We start from the raw sequence: 26,095 nt of genomic DNA, 5'->3' as shown, positions 1-26,095 counted from the left end.
AGGAGTGCTCGCCCCAGTGGGATGCCTGGGGCCTGTCTCTCCCGCCGTTGGTGGATGTCGTCATCGACGTGCGGTGGCTGCACGGCAGCGTCACCTTGGTGGATCGAGAGGGGCAGCCGCTGCCTCCGGCCTGCGGCGAGGCGGAGCGCGAGGGCAGCGAGGTGGTGGGGCTCTCCCAGGACGACGTGCGGACCACGGAGGTCCACTTCTTCCGTGAGGACGATCCCTCTACGCCCCTGGTCAGCTATGCGGCCGTGGATCCCTCGCCCTGTGGAGGAGGCTCCACTGCTCCCCATGGCCGCTACGCCAAGGTTCGCTACGGCCCCTCGACGCTCGACTCGCGGTTCGGGCAGTCGCGCCGCAACCTCCAGCGGCTGGTGCCTGGCGATCGGCTGGTGGTGTTCGCCATCAACCATGCCACCGGCCACACGGGGATGGAGGTCCTCACGGTCCCCTCCGTCAACTTCTCCTCGCGCGCTCCGGACGGGAGCTGCCCGGCGGATGATGCCGCTGGCGGCCCGCAGCCCGTGACGGATGGGGAGCGGACGGTCCACCTGTCCCGCTGCACGCTGCAGGATCTCGGCATCCAGGCGAACATCAAGCTGTACCCGCCGGAGATCGATGTGCGCGTGGATCGCCGCGCCCGCGCGGAGGGCACCCCGCAGGGCGACATGGAGCCCAGCTTCGTGCGCCACGGAGGAGCGGCGACCACGCGGGATGACTTCGTCCGCGTCGCCACCCACTGGCGGGTCCGGCGTGGGCCCGCGAGCTCCTGGGACGCAGGGGTGTTGCCGCCCGCAGATCCCTCCTGTGACGGGGGTGTCCAGCAGGATGGTGGCTTCTGCGCGCCTCAGCCTCTCTATGACGAGGGCCAGCGGGGCCGTCTGCTGGAGCGCTACTGCGCGGAGCTGCCGGAGCCGCGCACCCCCGAGCAGCAGGCCCTGTGCCTGAGGGATGACAGCCTGCTGGCGGAAGTCCCGGCGGGAGTACCTCCGCTGGCTGGGCGCGTGGTGCGCATCACCGGCTCGGCGGCGGAGGAGCCCGCGGTGGCGAGCTTCCACATCTCTCCCGGCAGGTCCACCGCTGCCGTGCAGACGTCACTGCGCCAGGTGGATCGGGATGGCCGCGAGGTGGTGCTCAACAACCTGGTGAGCGCCAACTACTACGTCCAGGTGGTGGGCCACCCCGTGCTCCCGCGCGATCGCAACCGGGACGGCACCATCGACCCCTCGGAGGAGAACGCCCCGCCGCCGGACTTCGCGGACGGAGAGGATGCCCCCGGGCTGCCGGACAAAGCCGTGGCGTTGAAGAACGTCTACCGGAGCCTGGAGCCCCAGGGGCGGATGGAGCGCTACGATCGGGCGCGCGAGCACGAGTTCCGCGTGCTGAAGGTAGAAGGCCCCGGGGAAGTCACAGCGATCACGGATCGCGGGGAGGCGCGTCCGCTGCCCAGGCCGGGGGAGCCTCCCTCTTCCGCGGCGGCCAGCCCGGAGGACGTGGCCTACCAGTTCCTGCTGCACCTGATGGAGCCGGAAGATCCAGGGCGCGCGGGGACCTTGAGCGGGAAGTATGTGCTCCGGCTGGGCTCGGACTCGTTCGGCATCGAGTGTCCCATCGAGCTGGACGAGGCGGCGGGCACGCTGCGCGGTACGTGCGAGGGCGAGTACCTCCCCGAGGTGCTGAGCGCAGGCGACATCCTCTACCTGGAGCTGTACTTGCGTGGCAACGCGGAGAACGTGCTGTACCGCTTCAACTTCGACGGCCTGTCCAAGCGCGAGGACTACCTGGCGGCGGCCAGTCAGTACACCGCCGAGAGCGCGGTCGAGAAGAAGGACGGCAAACCCGTGTTGGGGCGGCCTGTCTCACGGCCAGGTGAGGCGCACTTCTTCCTGTCGCCGCAGCAGTTCTCCAGCGGTCGCATCCGCCTGTGTACCAACGAGGACTGCTCGGGGAGTGATTCCCTCATCAAGGAGGCCCTCCTGCAGATGGGGAGCAATGGAAGGTACACGGTGCAGGAGGTGGAGGGCGGTCAGGCGACAGCGCGGCTGGTGCAGGACGAGACGCCGGGAGCAGCGGGCGCTCGCCGCTTCCGGCAGGCCCTGCCTGCAACGCTCGCTCTGATGCCTGGAGCGCGTGCAGGCGCGGCGCCCTCCAGGGTCTTCCTGGTGAAGGATAGTGTGACTCCGCTGCCTGGACACACGGCGGATCAGCTGGGGCACCCCAAGGGGAACTTCCAGGGCCTTCACGTGGACGCGCAGGGACAGGAGTCTCTCATGGGCATCAATCTGGCGTCCCTGAGCCTCTCCTTCTCCCACACCGACTTCAAGGTGCCTCAGTTCGCCAAGGCCATGTCCTTCTCTCGCAGCTATGACAACCAGAGCGATCTGATCTCGCCCCTGGGAGTGGGGTGGAGCCATTCATACGATGGCTTCGTGGTGGAGGAGGAACTTGGACGCTACGTCGCGGTGCTGAGGGGGCAGGCGTGGAGCTTCCTCAAGTGCGCCCAGAGGAATCCAGAGGCCCAGACTGCCAGCCAGTGTGAGACGGACAAGAGCCACGGCATGGAGCTGGAGGTGGATGAGCAGGGCGTCCACCTGAAGTCCCCGGATGGCGAGGAGTATCGGTTCGATCGGCTGGCGGTGAAGCGGGACACCGAGGGGCGCCGCAAGTGGCTGTTGACGAAGTTCCACGACGGCCACGGCCGGGATGGGGACGCAGGCTGGACCCAACTCACCTATGCCCACGGCTCCAACCGGCTGATCCAGGTCGCGCGGACTCCGGGCGCCTTGGGGCTGGAGCTCGAATATGAAGACATCCCCCAGGATGCTGCCGCCGCCATCAATGCCCTGGCGCGCCAGGAAGACTTCCAGTTCTTGAAGAAGGTCACCCTCAAGAACGGGGAGATGACACTCCATGCCGGCACCTTCCTGCATGACAAGCAGGGCAATCTGTTGGAGGCCAATGGCACCACGGGCTCGCCTTCCCGGACATGGAGATACACCTACAAGGAAGTCCCAGCGAACGTGGAGAGCGCGAAGGCCTGGCGCGCCGTCAACGAGTTGTCTGCCGCCAGCCTGATGGTGGGGGAAGGCACGGAGTGGTCTGCCAGCTACGAGCGGAACGGTGCGGAGTGCTACCAACACCTGGAGCCCTTCGAGTGTGTCACCCGCGTGGACGCGTCGGGGCCCTCAGGAGACTCCATCCAGGTGTCGGGCACACTCAGCGAGCGCTCCATCACCATGCCTGGCGGAAGCTCGGCCAGAGCAGGGCTCAATCTGTATGGCAACGTGACCTCCTTCCAGGAGCAGGGACAGAATGCCTGGACGCTGTCGTGGGCGAGCTCCGTGCGTGGACAGCCCGTCCGGCTGGAATCCATGGTCACCTCCTACAACCTGACGATGGACTTCAGCCATGACGACAAGCTTCGCTTGTCGGGCGTTTCGGTGCGCGGTCCCACCTCGCTGACGGCGGAGAGCCTCTTCACGGTGACGGCGCGCCAGAATGGCTTGCCGACGGGCGGCACGATGGCGGTAGCAGGCTCGCAGGTCTCCTGGCAAACGCCGCGCAATGCCTCGGGAGACATGGAGAGCCTGAGGATCGGCTCTCACACGCTCGGCACCTGGGTGCACGATGCGGAGGGCCGGATCCTCCAGGCGGAGGACCGAGCGGGCAACACGTGGGAGGTGACGAGCTTTGGCCACCCGCTCGGGCTGCCCACCGGGGTTCGGGTTACCTCGCCCGCGCAACCGGGGACGACTCAAGAGTCCTACGCGATGAGTACGGCGTACGATCCGCATGGACAGATGACTCTGCTCGCCAACGAGAGGACGGGTCTCCGGCAGCAGTGGACCTATGACGGACTGGGACGTGTCACGGGCTCCGTGCAAGGCGTCCCAAGCGTTCCCGGGCCAGGCGCCGTGCAGACCTGGAGCTTCGAGTACAGCCACAGCGGCGCACAGACCACGCTCGTGGAGCGGATGGCGGAGAGTGGCTTCGAGCAGACCAAGGTCCTCCAGGAGGGACGGCTGCAAAGCCAGACAGTCTCTTACGGTGGCCAGCTCGCGACGCGCTCCTACAGCTACGAGGGAGGACGCCTCAGCCAGATGACCGACGAGCGGGGCGCCGTGCGCTCCTTCACCTACGACGGTGCGGGCAGACTGTTGCGGGTGGATGTGGATGGCCAGCTCGAGGCTGCCTACCAGTGGAACGCGCAGGGGCAGGCCACCGCGCTCACGGATGGGGAGGGGCGCACGGTCTATGTGGAGTATGACGGCTTCGGGCGCCCGGCCACCGTGAGACACTCGGATGGGCAGCAGGAGACCGTCCGGCGTGATTCTCAGGGCAACATTCTCTGGCGCCAGCTCAGCACTCCGGGCTCCGAACCGCATACCTATGAATACGAGCGGAGTGAGCTGGGACAGCTGCTGTCCGTGCGCAGCGAGGGGGGGGCCTCCAACGGAGTCGAGCTCCAAACGGCTTACGACTCCGCGGGGCGCCCGGTGACGCGCGAGGACAGAGTGACGGGTGTCACCGAGTCCTTCGAGTACAATGATCTCCTGGGGCGCATGACCCGCCACGTGCGCTCGATTCCTTCTGGCGCGAGCGTGCTGACCTGGGACGAGCGCCGCGTCTACTCGGATGCGCCTGGATGGACCGATCTCGTCATCCGCAGGACCATCGACACGGGACAAGGCTCGCGAGAGGAGGAGCAGCGGCTGCGGTTGGATGTGCGCGGACGCGTGCTGCGCTCGGAGGTTCCGGGTTCGGGCGCTTATGAATACACGTATGATGCGCAGGGCAACATGCTGACGGAGCGCCACTCCGTCCTCGGCCTGCTCGCCTCCTATTCATATGACGAGCGAGGGCAGCTGCTGTCGGCGACGGGAGCGGATGGGGCCGCGACATCCTATCTGCGCGATGCGTCGGGGCGTGTGCTGCATCAATATGGCCCTCACCCGGAGGAGCACTGGGCGTTCGAGTACGACTCGAAGGGGCGGCCAACCCGGCGCACCTTGTCGGCTTCAGGCAATACCCCCGCCGCGATCTGGCAGCTCTCCTATCCTGGCGAGGGCAGCGTGTATGAGTGGGATCCGCTGGGGTACTTGACGGCGCGAACCCTGGACGCCCGCGGCCTCCTGCTCTCACGGGTGAGGATGGCGTCCCCCCAACCGGACAGTCAGCGCCAGTGCGAGCTCTTCGCCTATGACGGCGAGCAGGTGAAGTCGCGGATCGTCCGGATGGACTCCTGTGATCCCGACGAGGCCACGTGGGAGGCCCGCCAGGAGAGGACTCATGACGCGCGCGGGCGAGTCCTCTGGGAGCAGGAGCGGTGGTTCCAGGGCCACCAGGAGCAGTACACCTATACGACACACACGTCGTGGTCAGGGCGGACCGCCAGTGTGCAACAGTCATGGGTGCCCCTGGGCGCGCCGGCCAGGCAGGTGGCTGCCACGATGGAACTGGATGGACTGGGGAACATGGTGTCTCGCTCCCAGGGGGGGGGGACTGATGAGTGGCTCTATGACGCAGCGGGGTTGCTGGTGAGCGAGCTCCCGGCGGGGCGTCCGGCCCGCCTCCTGTCCTACGCGCAGGGGCGCCTGATGCAGGAGACCTACGGCGCGGAGATCACGGCTTATGCCTATGACGGAGCCGGCCGCAGACAAAGCAAGACAGACCCCTCAGGGCGCGTGCGCTCATGGGAGTATGACTCCGGCGGGCGCGTGGCGAGTGAGCGGTTTGGGCGGGCGGGCGAGACGCTGACGAGACGGTACACCTATGAAGCCGGGGGCGGGCTCAAGACAATGCAGCGCGGGGAAGGCCCGGAAGCGGCTGTCTGGACTTTTCAGCATGGGCCGAGGAGAGAACTCCAATCCGTGACATTGCCGGCGGCAGTCGGGGCATTCCAATTCCAGTACGACGCGGCACTGCAGCTCACGGCCATCCAGCCTCCACCCGGCTCGGTCACGCCGGCCCAGACCTTCGCGTATGACTTCCTGGGACGGCAGACACGCCGGACTCGAGGGCCGAGTGTCTGGACGACGGCCTGGCAAGGGGGGACAGCAATCCAGGTGGACCCGAACGAGGATGTGGTGGAGACGCTCCTGGATGGCCGGGGACGGACGGCCCGGCGCATCTACCGGCCGGGTCCCTCGAGCCAGGAGCACACGGATCTGATGCAGGTGGCCGCCGCTTACGATGGGACCGATCAGCTCATGGCCGTCACGGAGACACGGCATTCGGGCAGTGTCTCCCATGTGTATGAGTATGACGCACGCAGCCGGCTCATCTCTCTGCAGCATGGCGACGACACGGTCTCTTATTCCTATACGGAGGGTGGGCAGCGGCAGTCTGTGACCTCTCCGTCCGGCTCGGTCCAGTACGTGTATGACGCCCTGGGCCGGCTGGGGCAGATGAACAGCAGTCAGGGGCCTGCGGTCTCGATGATCTGGGAGCCGGGGGGGCTGCTGTCGGAGTCGAACGGGAACGGGGTGGTAGAGCGGTATGTCTACTCGGGTCAGGGGATGATCCGCTCAATCACAGCGGCCTGGGGGGAAGGCCCCGGAAACTCGATGCGTCATGAGTATGACTATGACACGCGTGGCAATCGCTTGGAGGAGCGTTACACGGCGCCAGGGGCTGCTGCTCTCCAGGTGACTCAGTACGGTTACGATCTGGCAAATCGTCTGACAGGGGTGCGCTATTCCTCGAATGACTCCGAACTCTATGCGCTCGGAGTAGACGGCTCACGGCTGGAAGAGAAGCGCGTGCAAGGCTACCTGGGGAGCCTGGGACCGGAGGGGCTGACGACGGCTGAGAACCCTCACCAGTACTGGCGCTATTCCTATGACACGGCGGGAGGACTGCTGCGCATTGATGACCTGGTGGCGCAGCCAGCCCGGGTGGAGGCGAACCTCACGACGGACCCAGCGGGGAGGCTCATCTCCGAACAGCGGGGTGCGGCAGCGAGACAGTTCCATTGGGATGGAGCGGGGCGGTTGGCATCGGTGAGCGTCACAGGCACCGAGTCTCCAACCACTGTCTCCTATACTTATGCGTTTGATGGGTTGCGGCGTACACGCACGGACGAAAGTGGAGCGCAGGTCCGCTATGTGTGGGGTGTGGATGAGCTGCTCGAAGAAGGGCCAGCATCTGGCCCAAGGGCTCGATACACGGAGGGGGGACGGCTGGTGGTGGCTGCTGGGAACGAGCGGCTGCTGCACGACGGGTTGGGGAGTGTGGTGGGGAGAGCAGGAACTCCTCCGCTGCTCTCCCGGTACGGGGCTTGGGGTGAGCTCCGCGAGGGGACCGCGCCGCAACCTGGACAACCCAGCCAGGCTTTCGCAGAGCTCTCGCTCGATACGGGAGCACGGCTGTTCTATGCCCAGCAACGCTGGTACGACCCCGTGACGGGGCGATTCCTGAGCGAGGATCCCCTGCTGGCTGGCTTGGCCAGCCCGTGGAACCGGACCGCCTCCTTCCTGGCTCAGCCGATGGCGTTCCACCCCCACACTTACGCAGCCACCAACCCGGTGAACGCCGTTGACCCGACGGGCTTGTATCAAGAGTCAATTCATGGAGCGCTCACGTATTATCTCGCCATCTATGCGGGGTTTGATTGGAAGCAAGCCGCCATGATTGCATTGGGAAATGCTGCTGTTGATCATGATCCCCACACCCAGCCGGTGGATTTGGGGAATATCGTTTCAGGGGTGACAAAAGACTGGCACTTCGATCCCGCGGCGCAGAGCAACTTTGAAAAGGCCACCCCCGGGAAGTCTGCGTCTGGCGATGCCTATAGGGAATGGGGCCGTAAGCTCCATACGCTCATGGACATGGGCTTTGATCAGGGTAACGCCAGAGGCCCTCACTCCAACGGCAGGGACTACAAGAGCGACATGATAGGCCACCCCATGCGTCGGCACTGCGATGGTACCACGGGAGCGCCATGGAGCCCCTCGGCAGATCATCCATTCCGTGATCGGGATATGAATTACAACGTGCTTGCCAAGATATTCAATCTTCTTGTCTCTCAAGGCGGGAACAAGAGGGTTGCGAGCAGCAAGTATGTGGAGAAAGTCATTCGCTACGCTGTCGATATGAACACGAGAGAGGATTTCAAGAAATTCATAGAGACCCCTCCCGTCCCTGGCGCGCCCTCGTACAAAGAAATCGTTGCCATGTATGAGAAGGACTGGGGTGGAAAAGGCATTGATGACCAGTGGGCCTCAGAGGCCGGTATATTTGAGAAGATCTTTGGAAGTGAGTTTAATTTGTGGAAGAAGCCATACTCTGATGACCAGCAGAAGCGGGAGCGGCAATCCTGGCCAGGCGATCAGCCAGAGCCTCCCGGTGACGCGGAGGGCGAACTGGTGTTGAAGGAGCTAAAAGACTTCGACTGTCCCAGTGCAGAGAGGGTGGGCGAGCCAGGAGAGCAATAAACGCCCCGAGCATGCGCGGACAGAATCGAATGGTGCTGTGGATCGCGGCTACCATGCTCCTCGGAGGCTTGGCGCAGGCCCGCAGCCGTACCCGCCCCCGCTCTTGCCGCTGTTCCTGCCTGTGCCCGTGCCCCCGTCACAGGACAATCCCGCGATTGTTCGAGGCTTGCCCCGGTGTGAGGGGCAACTTCAGCCTCGGGGCCTGGCACGGAGCAGCACGGCTTACTTACGGGCGGCTGCCGACCGGTCACGCACGTCTTTGAACTCCGAACCCTGCTTCCACTCCGGCCAGCGGTCCGACGAAGCCAGATCGCGGCCGATCTCATAGAGCAGCTGCACATCCTGGGCGGCACCCCTCAGGTCCCAGTCGGCGCGCCACGCGTCGCAGGGCTGGTGGTAGCAGCGCGCGGTGAAGTCGGCGACCCAGCGATCGCCGGCCTCCCGGCCTCCGTTCACCAGATCCGGACCTCCGCCCAGCCCCATCAACAGCAACACCGGCACGCCGCGCTTGGCCAGTGAGAAGTGGTCAGCGCGATAGAACAGGCCCCGCTCGGGTTTCGCATCAGGCGTGACGGTGCGCCCCTGCTTCGCGGCGGCCTTGGCGAGCTCGTCCTCCAGCTCATTCTGACCATGGCCGACCAGCACCACATCCCGGGACGGACCCGCTGTCTGCAGGACATCCATGGTCAGGTTGGCCACCATGGTCTCGGTGGGTTGGAGCGGATGGGTGCCGTAATATTCCGAGCCGAGCAAGCCCGGCTCCTCGGCGGTCCAGGCAGCGAAGAGGATCGAGCGCGCCGGCCGGGGCCCCTGCTGAAACGCACGCGCGATCTCGATCATGCCCGCCAGGCCGATGGCATCATCCACGGCGCCGCGGCGGACCTTGTCTCCTGAGGCGTCAGCCGGACCGAGCCCATAAGCATCCCAGTGGCCGGCGTACATGATCGACTCACCCGGGCGTTGCACTCCCGGCAAGCGGCCGATCACGTTGTGGCTGTCGGCTCGCGCATGGGTCAGGCCGTAGTCGGCGGAGAGGCTGGCGCCCTTCAGGACAACGGGCTTGAAGCTGGCCTTGCGCGCCTCGGCCTTCAGCGTCTCGAGATTCAACCCCGAGCGGGCGAACAGCGCCGCCGCGGCGTCGCGGTGTATCCAGCCCTGCATCAGGACCTTGTCCTTGTCTGGCTGGGCCCGGACGATGTCGAAGCTCTGGCCGTTGCCGGCCGTGACCGTGGACCAGCCATAGCCCGCGCCTGGCGTCTCGTGGACGATCAAGGCCCCGATGGCGCCACGTCGGGCTGCTTCCTCGAACTTGTAGGTCCAGCGGGCGTAGTAGGTGGCCGCCTGACCCCCGAACTTCCCACGGACGGCCTCGCCCTCCAGCGCCTCGAAGTCGGGGTCATTGATCAGGAAGACGGCGACCTTTCCACGCACATCAACGCCCTTGAAGTCATCCCATCCCCGCTCGGCCGCCGAGACGCCATAGCCGACGAACACCAGTGGGGCCTTGTTGAACTTCACGCGCTTCACGGGACGCTGGGTATTGATCATCACCTCCTGGCCCTGGCGCAGCGCAGCCGTCTTGCCCCCACTGGTTAGCCTCAGGGTGACGTTGTCCCCCACCTGGAAACGGACCAACGGTACCTTTTGTGTCCAGCCGCCGTTCTCGCCACCGGGCTCCAGGCCCACCTCTTTGAACTGGCGGATGAGGTACTCCAGGGTCTGCTCCTCACCCGGCCCACCTGGCGCGCGGCCCATGAACTCATCAGAGGCGAGCACCTTGATGATCTGCGACAGCCGGGCCGGATCAATGGGGCCCGAGTCCTGGGCCAGCACTGCCCCCGAACCCAGCAGGACGGCGGCGATGGCAAGCGCGTGGAGGTAGGCATGCTTCGAAGCGTTCCAGGGAATCATGGGGGCGAACCTAAGCTGGCCCCGGCGCGGGAGCCACCCCAGCAGGCAGGGAACGTGGCAACGGATATGCTGATGGCTGCTGCGAAGGAAGGGGACATGTCCGAAGGCGTCGCTCCGAAGGCCGCACTGCCCACCGCGCCGAGCCCAACGACAGAGCGGTACGCGCGCCATGTGAACCCGGCGTTCGTGAAGCTCCTGGGAGTGCTCGGCTATGGCCGGGTGTTCACGCGGGCCCGCGACGTCTGGCTCTGGGACGACCAGGGCCGCGAGTACCTCGACTTCCTCGCGGGCTTCGGCTCGGTCAATCTGGGCCACAACCACCCGCGCCTGGTCGAGCGGCTCCAGCGGTTCCTCACCGAGGAGGCGCTCCACTTCTGTCACGTGGGGCCCACCGAGCACGCGGCAGAGCTGGCCGAGGCGCTCTGCGCGAGGCTGGATCCGCCGCTCGAGGTGGCGCTCTTCGCCTCCAGCGGAGGCGAGGCCGTGGAGGCCGGGATGAAGCTGGCCCGTGCGGCCACCGGGCGCTCGGCCTTCATCTTCTGTGAAGGCGGCTTTCACGGGACGAGCTTCGGAGCGCTCTCGCTGATGGGAGAGGCGCGGATGCGCAAGCCCTTCGAGCCGCTGCTCGCCGGCTGCCACCGCATCCCCTTCGGGGACCTGGACGCGCTGGAGCGCATCCTCCAGAAGAACAAGGTGGCGGCCTTCGTGGTGGAGCCGCTGCTGGCCGAGGGCGGCGTCATCCTCCCGCCCCCGGGTTACCTCCGGGCCGCGCAGGAGCTGTGCCGCAAGCATGGCGCCGTGCTGGTTCTGGACGAGGTGCAGACGGGCCTCGGCCGGCTGGGGCGGCGCTTCGCCTATCAGGGGCAGGGCTTCGTGCCGGACGTGCTGGTGCTGGCCAAGGGGTTGAGCGGCGGCATCGTCCCGGTCTCGGTGGCTGTCACCAGCGCGGAGCTGCACACGCGCGCCTACGGTGCGACGGACCGCTTCGATCTGCACAGCACGACCTTCGGTGGCAACGCGCTCGCCTGTGCCGCGGCGCTGGAGACGCTGCGCATCCTGGACGACGAGGCGCTGGCCGAGAACGCCGCCAAGCGAGGCGCGGAGCTGCTCGATGGACTCAAAAAGCGGCTGGCGGGCCATCCGCTCGTGCGCGACATCCGGGGCGAGGGGCTGCTGGTGGGAATCGAGCTGGGTCCCACCGACAGCGGGCTGCTCAACCGGCTCGCGCCGGGGCTGGTGGGGCTGGTCTCGGAGAAGGTCTTCGGGCAGTGGGCGGCGCTGCGGCTGCTGGAGGAGGGCATCGTCTGCCAGCCTGCCTCGCACCGGTGGGATGTGCTCCGCCTGGAGCCGCCGCTCACGGTCCGGCCCGCGGAGGTGGCGCGGGTCATTGACGCGGTGGCGCGGATCCTCGGGGATTACACAGGCATGGTGCCGCTGCTGCGAGATGTGGTGGCGCGCGTAGGCGAGCAGCGCAAGCGTGAAGGAGCGTTCCGATGAGCATGGCCGAGCTGGGGAGAGACCTGCGCTTCGCCTCGCAACTCCTGGAGCGGCAGCCGTTCCAGGTGCTCGTGCAAGTGACGAACCGCTGCAACCTGACGTGCAGCTTCTGCGACTTCTGGCCCAACGGTGCGCACCCGCGCGAGGAGCTGACCACGGCCGACTTCCAGCGGCTGGCGGATCAGCTCGCCGAGCTCGGGACGTTCCTCATCTCCATCGAGGGCGGCGAGCCGTTCGTCCGGCAGGATCTCCTGGAGATCGTCCGGGCCTTCGGCAAGCGGCACGTGCCGGTGCTGTACACGAATGGCTGGTTCGCGACCGAGGAGAAGGTGAAGGAGCTCTTCGCTGCAGGGCTGGCGCAGGTGGGAGTCTCGATCGACTACCCGGAGGCGGCGCGGCACGACGCGAAGCGGGGCCTGAAGGGGTGCACCGAGCGGGCCTGGAGAGCGGTGGACCTGTTCCGCAAGCACGCGCCGCACGGGAGCCGGCAGGTGCACGTGATGACTGTGCTCATGCATGACAACCAGGACGCGCTGGAAGGGCTGCTCCAGCAGAGCGCCGCGCACGACGTGGGCCACTGCCTGACGCTCATCTCGACGATGGGGTTCCGGCGGGGCAAGGAAGTGACGGACCGGGTGCCGGACGTGGCCCTCTCGCAGGAGCTGCTCGCCCAGTGGAAGCGCTATCCCCACTTCCGGATGTTCCGCGACTACCTGGCGGGCATCGACAGCTTCCTGGGGGATCGGAGCAGGCTGCCGGTGTGCCGGGCCGGGACGCAGAGCTTCAACGTAGACCACCTGGGCAACGTCTCGCCGTGCATCGAGAAGATCAACTCCCGCTTCGGCAATGTGCGAGACGAGCCGCTGTCCGCCATCCTGGCGCGGATGAGAGACCCTGAGGAGGTGCGCGGCTGCCAGGACTGCTGGACGCTCTGCCGCGGCTTCAACCAGAGCCTCGGCCAGGGCGGGACGCTCAGGGGCTGGCTGGACCTCGGCGGGCGGATGAGATCCTCCTGAGGCCCGGCCTGGCTCAGGCCGGCACTGGAGAGGCCTGTTACTGACGCATGTCGGTGGGCTTCGGCTCCGGCTTCGTCTCGTGGGAACGGCGCTGGTGGGATTCCCGGTACACCTTCGACCGGAACTGCAGGAGCGGATCGTCGGACAGCTCGAGGCCCGGCACCACCCCGGTCGGATCGAAGACGAGCGGCTCGGACTCCCGCTGCTCCTCGTAGAGCCTGTCGAGCACCAGCTGCCCGGCCGGCACCTTCTGCCGATCCTCGGGCCAGGGCCGGGTTGCGTCGTGGGTCGCATCGCCCGGGTTGGCAAGCTGGAACACGAGGTTCCACGTGACGCGCTCGCGGCTGACCCGCTCTTGGACTTCGTCGAGCAGATATTGCTGCGGGCGCTGCCGGGCTTCCTCCTTGCTCAAGGTGGTGGCTCCCGCCGCAGGCACCCAGCGGTAGCGAAAGGCCCTGCGCTGCCCCTGCGCATCCACCAGGTGATACGCGTGGACACCGTTGAACTGGCAGTGGGCGAAGCTGGGAGTCGGCTTGAGGCCGACAATCCCCTTGATGCCGGTGAGCACGTGGAGGTGCGTCAGCAGGTACCCCAGCATGCGCAGGGGATTCGGCTTGCCATTCGGCTGCTGCGCCCGGGTGAGCTGAATGAATTCCTTGGGTGTCCGTGCGACGAAGGCGGGAATGTTCGCGGCAGCCCAGGTCGCGTGTCCCCCGGACGCCAGATCGAAGCGCACCGCGAGGCCCAGCACCTTGCCCTCGCGATCCGACGCGCGATCCGGAGCATGAGGGCTCCCGGCGGCATTCGAGAGGCGCACGAGCGCATGGACAGGACTGCCTTGGAAATGCTCCGCGGTCGTCAGTGCACGAGCTTCAGGCGCAGGGGTGAAGGTTGCATGGAACACCAGCCCCCTCGGGTGGGCTCGGCGGTACCCCTTGACCACGCCGGTGTGCTCCTCCATGGCGGTGACTGCTTCCTGAACGGGTTCATCCATCGCAGCGCCTCCCTTCGTAATGTGGGTGGCCGCAAGAATGGCTCCGGCCGAGGACACTCTAACCCACAGAGGAAAGAGGAAGAGACATGAGCAAGCCCTACAGCCGACTCGACAGGGACAATGCAGCGGTGGTGTTGGTGGACCATCAGGCCGGTCTGCTGTCGCTGGTCCGCGACTTCAGCCCGGACCAGCTCAAGAACAACGTGCTCGCCTTCGAGGACGGCCCCAATGGTCCGGTCCGCTGATGCCGGAGCTGAAAGAGAAGCTCCCGGCGGCGCCGTTCATCCCGCGCCCCGCCCAGATCAACGCCTGGGACCCGGTCTGGGCGCGCTGTTCGCGAACCACATCCCCGACTACCGCAACCTGATCACCAGGTACCTGCCCGTGACTGAGGAGCTCAGCATCCGCGCGCAGCTCTTGGAGGAGGGCGGCCCGGCCCTGTGGGACCAGTTCATGGCGGAGCTGCGCGAGGCGCATCTCGGGCTCCCCGCGAGACGAGCGGGCCCTTCCGTCGCCGAGCAGCTGCGGGCCGCCTACGAAGAAGTCCGCGCCCAGCGAAGAGGGAAGACCCGGAATTGACACCGGCTCGATCCAAGGGCTCAGTATCAGGCCCTCCTTCAACCCAAGGTGTTTCGCCATGTCAGAGAGAGAGTCCAGCGCAGGATCAACCCAGGCCCCGTACCAGACGGTGTGGGATCGCTTCGACAATGGCTTCTCGGTGGGAACGCCGGACGCACGGTGGGGCTACTACGCGGCGGGCTCCTTCGTGACGAATGACAGCATCACCACGACTTCGCCCGCCGGGCTGAGGGTCGTCCCGAAGGGGAAGAACCCCGCCACGGGAGAGCCGGCCTTCACGCTGACGGTGTCTCCGGAGCAGGACGCCAGCGGCCTGCCGGGGTGGAATGATCATGTGAAGTTCCTGGTCTACGCGAACCACCTGGCCTCGACAGGACTCCCGGGCTTCGATGCGGTGCGTGGCCAGGAGCTCGTGTTCGAGACGTGGATGTCCGGCCAGACGTTTGGCACCCAGGCTCACCCGTTCGGCAGCTGGGTCCGGGATCCCGAGGATGATCTGCGCCTGGCGACGATCGGGCACAACGTGATCGACGTCGGGACGGGGATGGTCTTCGACTTCCTGCTCACCAACAAGCGGGTGTACGCGCTCTACGAGCGTCTGACCTTCGCGCGGACGCCGCAGAAGCACTACGCGGCCTTTACGTACGCCATTCCCGTGGCGCAGCGGACCCCGAGCACCCTGCACCACATGAAGATCACCTACGACCGGGCGGCGGGAGTGGCCCGGTGGCTCCTCGAGGACAAGGAGGTCTTCCGGGTCAACCGGATTGGCCGCCGCATCGATCCGCAGTGGCTGGTCATCGACGGGGGAGGGGAGGAAGAGGACCTCGAGCTGCGCCAGCTCAACGGTGGCATGGGGCTGCTCACCCTGCTCGATGCTGTCGAGTCTGGCCGCAGCCTCGTTCGTCTCTGCGGAGCCCCTGGCTTCTACAACCCGCCTCCGAGTGGAGCGAAGCACGAGTTCCTGGATGAGAAGAGCCTGCCGGGCAGCCGCCTCTTCGGGCAGGGTGCGGAGCTCCGCATGCAGCGCTTCGTCATCTCGAGCACCCCGGTCTGAGGCCGAGCCAGAAACACGAAGGGCGCCCCTGGAGTGCCGGGGCGCCCTGATGTCTCCCTCGCTGGGAGCAAGCTCAGGCTACGGAAGGGGCCCGGTCTGGGGCGTTCCATCCGAGCTGTCGGTCGTGTCCGGGGCGATGGGGCCGGGATCGACGTAGGTGAACGCGGGGACTGGCGCGCCATGAACGGTGTTCGTCACCTTGTACTCGCCGACGCGGAACTCCGCGCCCTGCCCGAAGAGGCGGGAGCTGTCCTGGCTGGTCTCGTCGACGAACGTCTGCAGATTCGGCGCCCCCGTGGTAGGCGAGTAGTAGACCAGATCGCTGGACAGGCGCACGAGTCCGGGCTGCGAGCCCACAGAGCCATCGAGCAGCGAGAACGTGGCCATGCCGCAGTCGAGCTGGTTCAGCTTGATGTCCTGCTCAACACCGCCCAGGTCGAGCATCAAGTACTTGTTGTCGGAAGCGGGGAGGCGGCGGCCCACCTGGGTGACGCGATAGAGCTCCTTGCCGTCCACGATCCACCGCACCGTGCCCGCGGTCCTGTCATACGCGATGCTCAGGTCATGCACCTGGTCCCGGGTCCGGTTCTTCACCGGGATGGCATACGAGAAGGACGCGTAGTTGTTGGTCGCCGTCCGGCCGAAGGGCAGGCGCTCGTAGAACGCATAGATGCGCCGGTTGGTGATGAAGAAGTCGAACACCATGTAGCTCTCGACGTCGATGTTGGCCATCGCGAACGAGGCCAGGCGCAGATCGGCGTTGGCGTTGTCGACCCTCACTCCGAACGGGTGGGCCCGCGTGCCGAACGTCTGGCCCGTCATTCGCGCCACGCACGCGAACTCCTTGCCCTCCACCGTGTCGAAGCCCGGGAAGCCGGCCGTCGACATGCTGTTCATGTAGGCCAGGAACTTCACGTGATCAAAAGTCGACGGGACGCCGCCGTTGTCCTTCTCCTGGTCCAGCGTGAGGCTGAAGGCCGGCCGGTTCGTCTCGGGGTTCGTTCCCTTGGCGACGACCCGCAGCCCGTTGGACAAGATCGTCGTGTTGCCGTCATTGGTCGTGTACGGGCCGGCTGCCAGGTGGAACCACTTCGCCGTCGCCGACCCAGCCGAGAAACCACCCTTGAAGTCGTCCCACACCGTGGTCTCGACCGTATCCGCCGGCGTCGGTGGATCGTCCTCACTGCATGCCGAGCCCAACACGACCGAGCCAAGCAATAAGGCGCTGCATACGACCTGACGGAGTTTCATTGCCATGGAACGCTCCACCTGCATGGGTTGCTGGTTAACGATTTGTGAGAAAATGCGGGGAGGAGATCTACACTGAGTCAGTAGCAGAAATCAAAACAGGCATGTGCAGCTGCTGGGGGTCCTGAGAGACCCATCTCAGTGGCCGTGCTGGGCCTGGAAGGCGGCGGAGTTCTCGGGGCTCATGAAGGTGGCCATCGCCTCTGCCGGGTGGGTCATGGTGGTGATGAACGCGTCAGCGAGCCCAGGGCTCTGGCTGGCGGCGAAGAGGAGCTGGCCCAGGTGGGGTGGGGGCGGCTGCAGCAAGGCGTGATTCCAGTACACCGAGGCTTGCACTGCTCCCCAGGTACGAGCCTCCGCCCGCTGGCAGAACGCCTCGTCGAAGCGGCTCCCGGACTCCACGGCTTCGTGGATGGCGTCGGCGAGGACCCACGCGGCTGCCGACGCGGCATTCGCGCCCAGGCCCCCGAAGGGATCAAGCAGCGCGTGCGCATCCCCCACGGCCATGACGCAGCGCCCGCTGCCCAGCCGCGCGTACCCCCGCCGCACCACCGGAGTGAAGCCCCCCTGGAGCCAGTCGAGAGGGCCCGTCAGCCGGAACGCGGCCGGATCCACCCGCTCGAAGGTGGCCGGCGCGGACTCCCGCAGCGTCTTCAGCAGCAGGGCCTCGAAGCCTCTCAAGTCCTCATCCGGCCTCTGGGTGCAGAGCCGCTCGAAGGCCCCGCCTGGGACGGCCTCGAGGAGCACGCAGGCGATCGGGCCTTGGAGCGACATCATCCGCCCCTCGACGATCTCTCCCTGCCCAGGCTCGAGCGAGATCTGCATCCCGAGTGGCTGTGAGGGCTGGATGCCATGGAACAGGCCGGCGAACAGCAGGCGCACGGGGTGGGTATACGGTGAGTGCTCTGGCATGCGCGGGAACAGGTCGCTCAAGCCTGAGCGCCCCGTGGCCACCACCACCAGCTCATGCTGGCTCGCGAGCCGCTCCACTGCTGCCGCATCCACCGCGGCCACATGAAGCTGGCCACCTCGCGCCACGAAGTCTTCGGCGAGGCGGGACTGGTAGAGGCGGTAGTCCAGGTACGCGGAGGGGCGCGCCGTTCTGCCTCGGAAGCCGAGAGGCTGAGGGCCCCCCACCGCGAAGCCAACGTAGAAGGTGTCGATCTCCGGGGAGTCCCAGTGGTTGACCCCCAGCGTGCGCTCCCGCTCTCGGGTCGGCGCGTGGTGGGCCACTAGGCTGGGTAGACGCGCCGAGCGTGTCTCCGCAGGCGTCTGGCGGGAGTAGAGCGTCACCGGGACGCCGCGCTGCTGCAGGCGAAGGCCGAGGTGCAACCCGGCAGTGCCAGCGCCAATGATTCCGATGCGTGTCATGGAGCTCCTCTGGGTCTTTGTCCCCGAGAGGTTAGCAAGGCCATGAACAGCGCCGCTGCGCTTGCCGCGGCGCACCCGCGGCTTGCCGCGATGCGACATGAAAAGCCAGCTAAGTAGGTTTTGCTAGTTCGTTGGAGACCACCTACGGTGCGTGCCCCACTTCGTGAGGCTGCGGCTTCGGCCTCCGGGAGGTTTCCATGCACTTGCATTCCAGGACAGGTTGGCTTCTGGCCGCGGCCTGCGCCGTGTTGCTTGGCGCGGGCGGCGACGCCCAGGCCGCCACGGGTGTGGTCTTCGTCCACGGCACGGGCGACCAGAGCGTCAGCTCGGCGACGAGCGGCTATTGGACGCAGTCGGCCATCGACACCATGCGCAACGGCCGGCCCGCTCTCGTCATTGGCTATCCCGGGGCGAGCTGCGCGGGCCACAGCCAGTGTAGCTGGGGCCCGATCGTCGACCAGATCGTCCCCTGGATGAACGCCAACAACATCACCAGCTTCACCGTCATCACCCACTCGAATGGCTCGAGCCCCCTGCGCTACATGCTCGGCCACACCGGCGCGGTGAGCGCCAAGGGCAACACGGTCCACTCGGTGACGAGCCGCATCTCCCAGGTCATCTTCTCGGCGCCGGATCTGAAGGGCACACCGCTGGCCAACCAGGTGACGTCGAGCGGCTCGTTCCTCAACATCGCCAACAGCGTCGTCGAGTTCTTCGGAGGCGGCAGCTACAACAACCCCGCCGTGGTGCAGCAGCGCACCGACAACATGACCGTCTACAACGGCAACGGCACCTTCGCCGGCACCCAGGGGGCGACGACGGTGGGCGGCAAGCCCATCTCGGTGGTGCGTGGCAACCGCGTCTACGCCAACCTCTTCTCGAGCGATGCGCACTGCGGGGGCTACCTCTACACCATCGGCCTCAAGGCGGCGGCGCTGCTCGGCTGGGGCAGCTTCAGCGCGAGCACGGACGGGTTCATCGGCTCGGACAGCTCGGGCTACTTCGGCAACATCATCATCGACGACGGCCGTCTCAACCACCACCAGTCGCGCCGCGGCTGCCACAACAGCGGCTACCTCATCGCGCAGAAGGTCGCCAGCGCGCCCATCCCCCCTCCGGGGAGCCAGACCTACGCTCCCGAGACCAACGTGGCGGGCGCGGGGCTGGCCTGCAACAACTACTACTCGGGCTACGCGACGGACTACATGACGAACCACACCGTGTGGAAGTATGGGTGCTCGAGCAGCATGCTCAACAACGGCTACGCCGAGCCCGACTGCCTCATCTCCTATGGCTACTCGAGCAGCTACCGCGTCCCCAGCACGGCCAGCTGGAATCCCTTCCTCAACCCCGCCTACTACCCGACCTATAGCCAGGTCTGCCCGGACTCGTGGCAGGGGGACGGCATCTGTGACGCGTGCCTGGTGGCCAAGTACGGCTTTGATGCCACCACGGGCTCCAGTGGCGCCAACGACTGCGTTCAGGCGCCTCCGGGCGGCTCCAACTGGTGCGGAGATCTCGCCTACGACACCTATTGGGGTGTCCACAACTATGCCGTCGTCCAGGCCCTTCACTGAGTCCGAGCAGGAGAGCGCATATGACTACTCATCGTCCCTTCGTTCAGTTGGCCGGCCTGGGGCTGGCAGTCGTCCTCCTCGGGGGGTTCACGCCGGAGCGCGCCGTGACTTCCAAGCTGCGCAGCACCGCGAGCGCCACGCTCGCCCCGGGTGATGTGGCCCCGGGCCGCCTGTTCGCGCGAGATGCGCGCGAGGGCATCGGCCCGGGCCTCGTCTCGGTGTCCAACCCCACCTCGCCCCAGCCGCTGGCGGCGCCGCTCGCGCCCGAGACGCGGCGCTCGAAGTCCACCCTGCTGCACGTGGCTCCGGGCTCGGCGGCCACGCAGCTGGTGCTGCCCATCACCGCGCCCGAGGACGCCTGGGTGATGGTCATCCCCAAGGGCAGTGATGCCAAGGTGGGTGAGGACGCGCTGCGTGACGTGTCGATGTTCGACCCGCGGGGCCTGCGCGCGGACGTGAGGGCGGCGCGGGATGCGAGCGCGCAGCTCGGCGCGGACGCGGACCGGCTCAAGGCCGAGGGCATCAGCAAGCCCATCGCGATGCTGCGCCTGAGCCGCGACATGGGTCAGGGCCTCTACAAGCTCCAGGTCGGCGCCAAGGCGGCCAAGGTGGGCCTGGCAATCGAAATTCGCGAGCCCTCTTCGTCCACCGAGCTGGCGATCACGCCCTCGACGCTGCAGTTCTCCCCGGACACCGAGGGCTACGTGACGGTGGGTCTCCAGTCCGACGTGCCGCTGGAGCGCGTGCGGGTGGAGGCGACGCTCTACACCCCGGGCTATGAGCGCGACCGCACGGTGCCGGTGGTGAAGGTGGGCAAGGAGTACCGTGCCATGGTCTCGCAGGTCCTGACGGACCGGGATGCGCCGGGCACGTGGATGGTGGAGGTGCATGCGACGGGCACGGCGGGGGGGCAGACCTTCGACCGCCTGGAGCAGACGGCCTTCGGCTTCGTGGTGCCAACAGCGCGCATCGCCTCGGTGGGGAGTGAGCGGCAGGTGCGCAATTCGAGCGGCCGAGTGACTTCGCTCGAGGTGGACGTGGTGGTGGAGAGCCAGGGGCTCGACCGCTACGAGGTGACGGGCACGCTGGTGGCGACGGACGGCAAGGGCGTCGAGCGGCCCGTGGCCGAGGCCCAGGTGACGGACCAGCTCGGTGCGGGCTCGCATGTGCTGACGCTCCGCTTCGACGCGGGGCACGCGGGGCTGTCCAAGCTCGGCGGCACCTACGCGCTGCGCGGGCTGCAGCTCTACTCGCTTGGCACCAACACGCTGTACCACCGGCTGAGCCGGGGCCTCGAGGTTCGCTTCCCGGCGGTGCGCGTGGACGAGCTGGCGGCCCCCGAGATGACGCCCGCCCTCGAGACGATGCTGCGCGAAGGCGCGTTCAACGTCCGCGAGTAGCGGGCTCGGTGGGCCGTCGGGCCCGTGTGTGGGTGTCTCCATGAAGAAGCTGATCAATCGTCCGCAGGACGTGGTGACCGATGCGCTGCGCGGCATGGCCGCGGCTCACGGCGAGCTGGTCCGGGTGAACTTCGAACCGAACTACCTGGTCCGCATGGACGCGCCGGTGCGCGGCAAGGTGGGAATCATCTCGGGCGGAGGCTCCGGGCATGAGCCCATGCACGGCGGGTTCGTGGGCCTGGGCATGCTGGATGCGGCCTGCCCCGGTGCGGTGTTCACCTCCCCGACTCCCGACCAGATGCTCGCCGCCTCCCAGGCCGTCCACGGAGGCATGGGCGTGCTGCACATCGTCAAGAACTACACGGGCGACTGCTTGAACTTCGAGATGGCCGCGGAGCTGGCTCGCGCGGAGGGCCTCGAGGTGGAGCAGGTCCTCACCAACGATGATGTGGCCGTGCAGGACAGCCTCTACACTGCGGGGCGGCGCGGCGTCGGTGTGACGGTCCTCGTGGAGAAGCTGGCGGGTGCGGCTGCCGAGCAGCGTCGCTCCCTGAAGGACGTGGCCGAGCTCGCGCGCAAGGTCAATACCCAGGGCCGCAGCATGGGCATGGCGCTCACCTCCTGCACGGTGCCGCATGCGGGCAAGCCCACCTTCGAGCTGGAGGAGGATGAGATGGAGGTGGGCATCGGCATCCACGGCGAGCCCGGCCGCCGGCGGGTGAAGGTGGCCCCTGCTTCCGAGGTGGCCGCCATGCTGGTGGAGCCCATCCTGGCCGATCTGCCCTTCAAGTCTGGCGACTCGGTGCTGGCCTTCGTCAATGGCATGGGCGGCACGCCCCTCCTCGAGCTGTACATCCTGTATGCCGAGGTGGCTCGGATCCTGGAAGGGCGAGGGATCCGGATCGCTCGCAACCTCGTCGGCTCCTACATCACGTCCCTGGAGATGGCGGGGTGCTCGGTCACCCTGCTGAGGCTCGACGACGAGCTCACCCAGCTGTGGGACGCGCCGGTGAAGACGCCGGCCTTGCGTTGGGGTGTCTGACGACCATGCCCATCACCCGAGATGCCATTGTTCAGTGGATCCAGGCCTACGCGGCCGTCCTCGCTGAGCAGAAGGACTTCCTCACCCAGCTCGACATGGCCATCGGTGACGGCGACCACGGAGAGAACATGAACCGTGGCTTCCAGGCGGTGCTCCTCAAGCTGCCGGGGGGGGCGGACAAGGACATCGGTACCCTGCTCAAGACGGTGGCCATGACGCTGATCTCGACCGTGGGCGGAGCGAGCGGACCGCTCTATGGGACGCTGTTCCTGCAGATGGCGGCCTATGCCTCCGGCAAGCAGGAGCTGACTCCCGCGGAGCTGGCCGAGGCGCTCAAGGCGGGCATCGACGGCGTCATCGCCCGAGGCAAGGCAGCGGCCGGAGACAAGACGATGGTCGACGCGCTGCAGCCGGCGCTCGAGGCGCTCCAGCAGGCGCTCGGGCAGGGCGCGGGGCTGACAGACGCCCTGAATCGGGCGGCCATGGCGGCCGATCAAGGCCGTCAGGCCACCATTCCCTGGGTCGCACGGAAGGGCCGTGCCAGCTATCTGGGAGAGCGCAGCGCTGGCCACGCGGATCCTGGAGCGACCTCGGCGCACCTGCTGATCCAGTGTGCTGCCAGGACACTGGTCTGAGCCCTCCCGTCCCGAGGCCCGCGCCATGGTAGGACTCGTCATCGTCTCACACAGCAGCAGACTGGCCGAGGGCGTTGCGGAGCTCGCGCGGGACATGGGGGGCCCCGAGGCTCGCATCGCCACTGCCGGGGGGCTGGAAGGGCCGGGCTCGCCTCTCGGCACGGATGCCACCCGGGTGATGCAGGCCATCGAGAGCGTGTACTCGGACGAAGGCGTGCTGGTCTTGATGGACCTTGGGAGCGCCGTGCTGAGTGCGGAGCTGGCCCTGGACCTGCTCCCGCCCGCGTACCGTGAGCGCGTGCTGCTCTGTGGGGCACCGCTGGTGGAGGGCGCGGTCGCCGCGGCGGCGCAGGCTCGCTCGGGAGCACCTCTGCAGCGGGTAGCGGAGGAGGCCCGCTCGGCGTTGAGGGCCAAGCAGGAGCAGCTCGGGGAGCCGGCGTCGCTTCCCGCTCCGCCCGAGCAGACCCAGGGCGGTCCTGAGCACATCCTGCGCCTCACCGTCCTCAATCCTCACGGCCTGCATGTCCGCCCGGCCGCTCGCCTGGTGCAGACGGTCCTGCGGTTCTCAGCGGAGGTCCGGCTGCGGAACCTCACGACCCAGAGCGATCGAGTGGATGCCCGGAGCTTCAACTCGGTGATGACGCTGGGAGTGCGGCAGGGCCATGAGCTCGAGTTCAGCGCGACAGGTCCGGAGGCGACTCAGGCGCTGGAGGCCCTGCGCCTGCTGACCGAGGCCCACTTCGGCGACGAGCAGCCCGATCAGCCGTCGCCGAGCTCCGGGCAGGACTCCCGGTCTCGTCATGAGGGCAGCTCGGGTCCGTGGTTGGCGGGCATCATGGCCTCCCCTGGCATTGCCATGGGCCCGGCGGCCGTGCTGCGTCCGGCGAAGGACGAGGGAGTCACGGCGGCAGTGGCTCCACCGCAGGAGGAGTGGGCACGGCTGCAGCGGGCGCTCGACACCGTGCGCGGAGAGCTGGTGGCGATGCGCGACAGCATGGCCTCACGGTCTGGCAGCCAGCCCGCCGGGATCTTCGAGGGCCACCTCCTGATCCTCGGAGATGACGAGCTGCTCCGGAGGGCGCGTGAGGGCATCCAGCTCGGTGCCAGAGGGGCGCTGGTGGCGTGGAAGGCCGCGGTGGAGATGATGGCCCTGCGCTATGAGGCGTTGAAGGACGAGCTCCTGCGCTCCCGATCCGTGGATGTCCGTGATGTGGGCCGCCAGGTCGAGTCCGCTCTGCGAGGCGCTTCTCGTCCAGCCGAGTCCTTCCCGCTCTCGGGCATCGTGATCGCCCGAGACTTCGCGCCCTCGGACGTGGCACGGCTGGACGCCCGCCGTGTCCAGGGCTTGTGTGCGGCGCGCGGTGCGGCCACCAGCCATGCGGCCATCCTGGTGCGCTCGCTCGGCATTCCTGCCGTGTTTGGCGTGGGGGATTCGATCCTGCGAGTCGCGGACGGCACGCCCCTGCTCCTGGATGCCACGGCGGCGCGCGTCTGCATCCAGCCCGAGGAGGAACTGCAGGAGCGGTATCAGGAACGGGCGGAAGAGGAGAGAGCTTCGCGGCGGAAGGCCCTCGAGCTGCGCGCGAAGCCAGCCCTGACGCGTGATGGCCACCCGGTGGCGGTGGCAGCCAACATCGGCGGCGTGGCCGAGGCCCGGGCCGCGGCCGAGGCAGGCGCGGATGGCGTAGGCCTCTTCCGGACCGAGTTCCTCTTCCTGGGCCGTGCGTCGGCACCGGAGGAGGACGAGCAGTACGAGGCCTATCGGGACGCGGCACAGGCGCTGGGAGGCAAGTCGCTGATAATCCGCACGCTGGACATCGGGGGTGACAAGCCTCTGCCCTATCTCGACATGGGGAGCGAGGCGAATCCCTTCCTGGGCCAGCGGGGCCTGCGCTTCTGCCTGGCGCACCGGGAGCTCTTCACCCGCCAGCTGCGAGCCATCGCGCGCGCCGCCGCCGAGCATCCCCTTCGCGTCATGTTCCCCATGGTGACGACGCTGGAGGAATGGCGAGAGGCTCGGGCTCTCTGGAATGAGGCGGCTCGTCCCTTTCCCGGGGCGGGACGCGCGGAGGTCGGGCTCATGCTCGAGGTCCCCTCCGCGGTGCTCCTGGCGCAGCACCTGGCGGAGGAAGCCAGCTTCTTCTCCCTTGGAACCAACGATCTGACGCAGTACCTCTTCGCCGCGGAGCGAGGCAACGCCAGCGTGGCGCACCTGGCCGACGCGATGCACCCGGCGCTGCTACTGATGGTGGCCCGGGTGACCGAGGTGGCCCACGCTCAGGGCCGGTGGGTAGGAGTCTGTGGAGAGCTGGCGGGAGAGGCGCTGGCCGTGCCGCTGCTCCTCGGCTTCGGCGTGGACGAGCTGAGCGTCAGCGTGCCAGCGATCGCCACCGTGAAGCAGGCCGTGCGCGAATGCCGCGCAAGCGAGGCGCAGGCCCTGGTGCACCGGGCGCTCGCCTGTACCAGCGCCGCGGAGGTGAGACGCCTGGTCACCCAGGAGAGGGCGTGATGGACGAACGCATCACACCTTCTCCGCGATGATCTCCAGCACCAGCGGTAGGATCATCAGCGCTTCGGGCGCCTTGAGCCAGTCCGCTGTCGCGCGGCGCACGGCTTGCGCTTCGTCTTGCGTGATGACGCCCAGCTCTGCCATTCGCGCGGTGTTGGTTTCGATAAAGGAGATTGGCCAGTTCGAGGCGAAGTCGCCGGGGCGGCAGACGTCGACGATCGGCGTCAGGCTGCGGATGCGGAATCCGTGGCGCGGCATGGCCTGCGCGAGTGACACGGCGATGTCGGGCTCTCCGCCGGTGGCGCGCCAGCTTGCTTTCACGGCTTCGGTGAAGCGGTCGAGCACCTCGTAGCCGGGGAAGCAGCGCCAGGTGGCGTAGTCGGCGTATTCATGGATGACGAGCGGCGCGCCGGGCTTCAGCGCCGCGCCGATGCGCGCGAGCAGCGCGTCGGGCTCGGAGAGGAACGCAAACACCCAGCGCACCCACGCGGCGTCGGCTTCCGGCAGACGCAGCGCTTGCGCGAGATCCATGTCGTGGATTTCGATCTGCGTGACGTTGCGCGCTTCCTTGTCGGCGCGGAGCGCGGCGAGGAAGTTCGGCGCGCGTTCGAGCGCGATCACTTTGCCGTCGCGCCCGACCACGTCGGCGAGATCGAACGTCGCATAGCCGGGGCCAGCGCCGACATCGAGGATGCGCAAGCCGCGCGTGAAGCCGGCGCGGCGCCAGGCGTCGAGCGCGCGCGGGCGCCACACCGCGTGCTGCAGCCCGAGCCGCTCCATCTCCGCCTGGTGCACGCCGAGGACGTAATCACGCTCCGCCA

15 protein-coding genes and 1 pseudogene are annotated in these 26,095 nt (G+C 67.4%); 11 read left to right on the top strand and 5 right to left on the bottom strand.

The features are described from left to right. Positions 1-68 precede the first annotated feature (68 nt). A complete protein-coding gene (locus VD972_RS03545) occupies positions 69-8,438 on the top strand; it encodes an RHS repeat-associated core domain-containing protein (RefSeq protein ID WP_324980730.1) in 8,370 nt (2,789 codons plus the stop codon). Between the two features lie 222 nt (positions 8,439-8,660). Here the strand turns inward: VD972_RS03545 and VD972_RS03540 are convergent, their stop codons facing one another. Beyond that, the gene (locus VD972_RS03540; RefSeq protein WP_324980727.1) at positions 8,661-10,349 is read right to left on the bottom strand and encodes a M28 family metallopeptidase; all 1,689 of its coding nucleotides are present in this window, start codon (positions 10,347-10,349) and stop codon (positions 8,661-8,663) included. Between the two features lie 96 nt (positions 10,350-10,445). Between VD972_RS03540 and VD972_RS03535 the strand changes: the two genes are divergently transcribed. Together VD972_RS03535 and VD972_RS03530 are read left to right on the top strand one after the other, a co-directional pair. Beyond that, positions 10,446-11,846: an aspartate aminotransferase family protein gene (locus tag VD972_RS03535; protein ID WP_324980724.1), complete on the top strand. Its 1,401-nt coding sequence runs from the start codon at positions 10,446-10,448 to the stop codon at positions 11,844-11,846. Continuing rightward, positions 11,843-12,862: a radical SAM protein gene (locus VD972_RS03530; RefSeq protein ID WP_324980722.1), complete on the top strand. Its 1,020-nt coding sequence runs from the start codon at positions 11,843-11,845 to the stop codon at positions 12,860-12,862. Before VD972_RS03535 ends, VD972_RS03530 begins: the two co-directional genes overlap by 4 nt. Positions 12,863-12,899: 37 nt before the next feature. Here VD972_RS03530 and VD972_RS03525 read toward each other — a convergent pair whose 3' ends face one another. Beyond that, entirely contained in the window at positions 12,900-13,856 is a 957-nt protein-coding gene (locus VD972_RS03525) for a catalase family peroxidase (protein WP_324980719.1), read from the bottom strand. 86 nt (positions 13,857-13,942) lie between these two features. Between VD972_RS03525 and VD972_RS03520 the strand changes: the two are divergent. The 3 genes and pseudogenes from VD972_RS03520 to VD972_RS03510 form a co-directional block, all read left to right on the top strand. Beyond that, a pseudogene (locus tag VD972_RS03520) lies at positions 13,943-14,172 on the top strand (hydrolase); the annotation flags it as partial. Between the two features lie 68 nt (positions 14,173-14,240). After that, entirely contained in the window at positions 14,241-14,435 is a 195-nt protein-coding gene (locus tag VD972_RS03515; RefSeq protein WP_324980714.1) for a hypothetical protein, read from the top strand. Between the two features lie 58 nt (positions 14,436-14,493). Further along, positions 14,494-15,492, top strand: a complete 999-nt coding sequence (locus tag VD972_RS03510; protein WP_324980711.1) for a DUF6081 family protein — start codon at positions 14,494-14,496, stop codon at positions 15,490-15,492. Between the two features lie 78 nt (positions 15,493-15,570). Here the strand turns inward: VD972_RS03510 and VD972_RS03505 are convergent, their stop codons facing one another. Both VD972_RS03505 and VD972_RS03500 read right to left on the bottom strand, forming a co-directional pair. Continuing rightward, positions 15,571-16,749: a DUF6081 family protein gene (locus tag VD972_RS03505; RefSeq protein ID WP_324980708.1), complete on the bottom strand. Its 1,179-nt coding sequence runs from the start codon at positions 16,747-16,749 to the stop codon at positions 15,571-15,573. A 129-nt stretch (positions 16,750-16,878) separates the two neighbouring features. Continuing rightward, positions 16,879-18,111 (bottom strand): styrene monooxygenase/indole monooxygenase family protein, encoded by a 1,233-nt coding sequence (locus tag VD972_RS03500; RefSeq protein ID WP_324980705.1) that lies wholly within the window; start codon positions 18,109-18,111, stop codon positions 16,879-16,881. A gap of 197 nt (positions 18,112-18,308) precedes the next feature. Between VD972_RS03500 and VD972_RS03495 the strand changes: the two genes are divergently transcribed. From VD972_RS03495 to ptsP, 5 genes are read left to right on the top strand one after another with little or no spacing between them, the layout of a single operon-like run. Continuing rightward, entirely contained in the window at positions 18,309-19,688 is a 1,380-nt protein-coding gene (locus VD972_RS03495) for a hypothetical protein (RefSeq protein ID WP_324980702.1), read from the top strand. Between the two features lie 20 nt (positions 19,689-19,708). Further along, positions 19,709-21,088, top strand: a complete 1,380-nt coding sequence (locus tag VD972_RS03490; RefSeq protein ID WP_324980699.1) for a hypothetical protein — start codon at positions 19,709-19,711, stop codon at positions 21,086-21,088. A gap of 40 nt (positions 21,089-21,128) precedes the next feature. Beyond that, positions 21,129-22,130: a dihydroxyacetone kinase subunit DhaK gene (dhaK, locus tag VD972_RS03485; protein WP_324980697.1), complete on the top strand. Its 1,002-nt coding sequence runs from the start codon at positions 21,129-21,131 to the stop codon at positions 22,128-22,130. Between the two features lie 5 nt (positions 22,131-22,135). Next, complete coding sequence (gene dhaL, locus VD972_RS03480) at positions 22,136-22,765, top strand: dihydroxyacetone kinase subunit DhaL (RefSeq protein WP_324980694.1); 630 nt, start codon at positions 22,136-22,138, stop codon at positions 22,763-22,765. A 25-nt stretch (positions 22,766-22,790) separates the two neighbouring features. Beyond that, entirely contained in the window at positions 22,791-25,274 is a 2,484-nt protein-coding gene (ptsP, locus tag VD972_RS03475) for a phosphoenolpyruvate--protein phosphotransferase (protein ID WP_324980689.1), read from the top strand. A gap of 12 nt (positions 25,275-25,286) precedes the next feature. Here the strand turns inward: ptsP and VD972_RS03470 are convergent. Next, a partial coding sequence (locus VD972_RS03470; RefSeq protein WP_324980686.1) for a class I SAM-dependent methyltransferase occupies positions 25,287-26,095 on the bottom strand: 809 nt, incomplete at its 5' end.

The organism is Hyalangium sp. (assembly GCF_035629615.1).
GTDB lineage: Bacteria > Myxococcota > Myxococcia > Myxococcales > Myxococcaceae > Hyalangium.
Note: the sequence above shows the minus strand (reverse complement) of the source record. Positions and strands in the feature narration are given on the sequence as shown.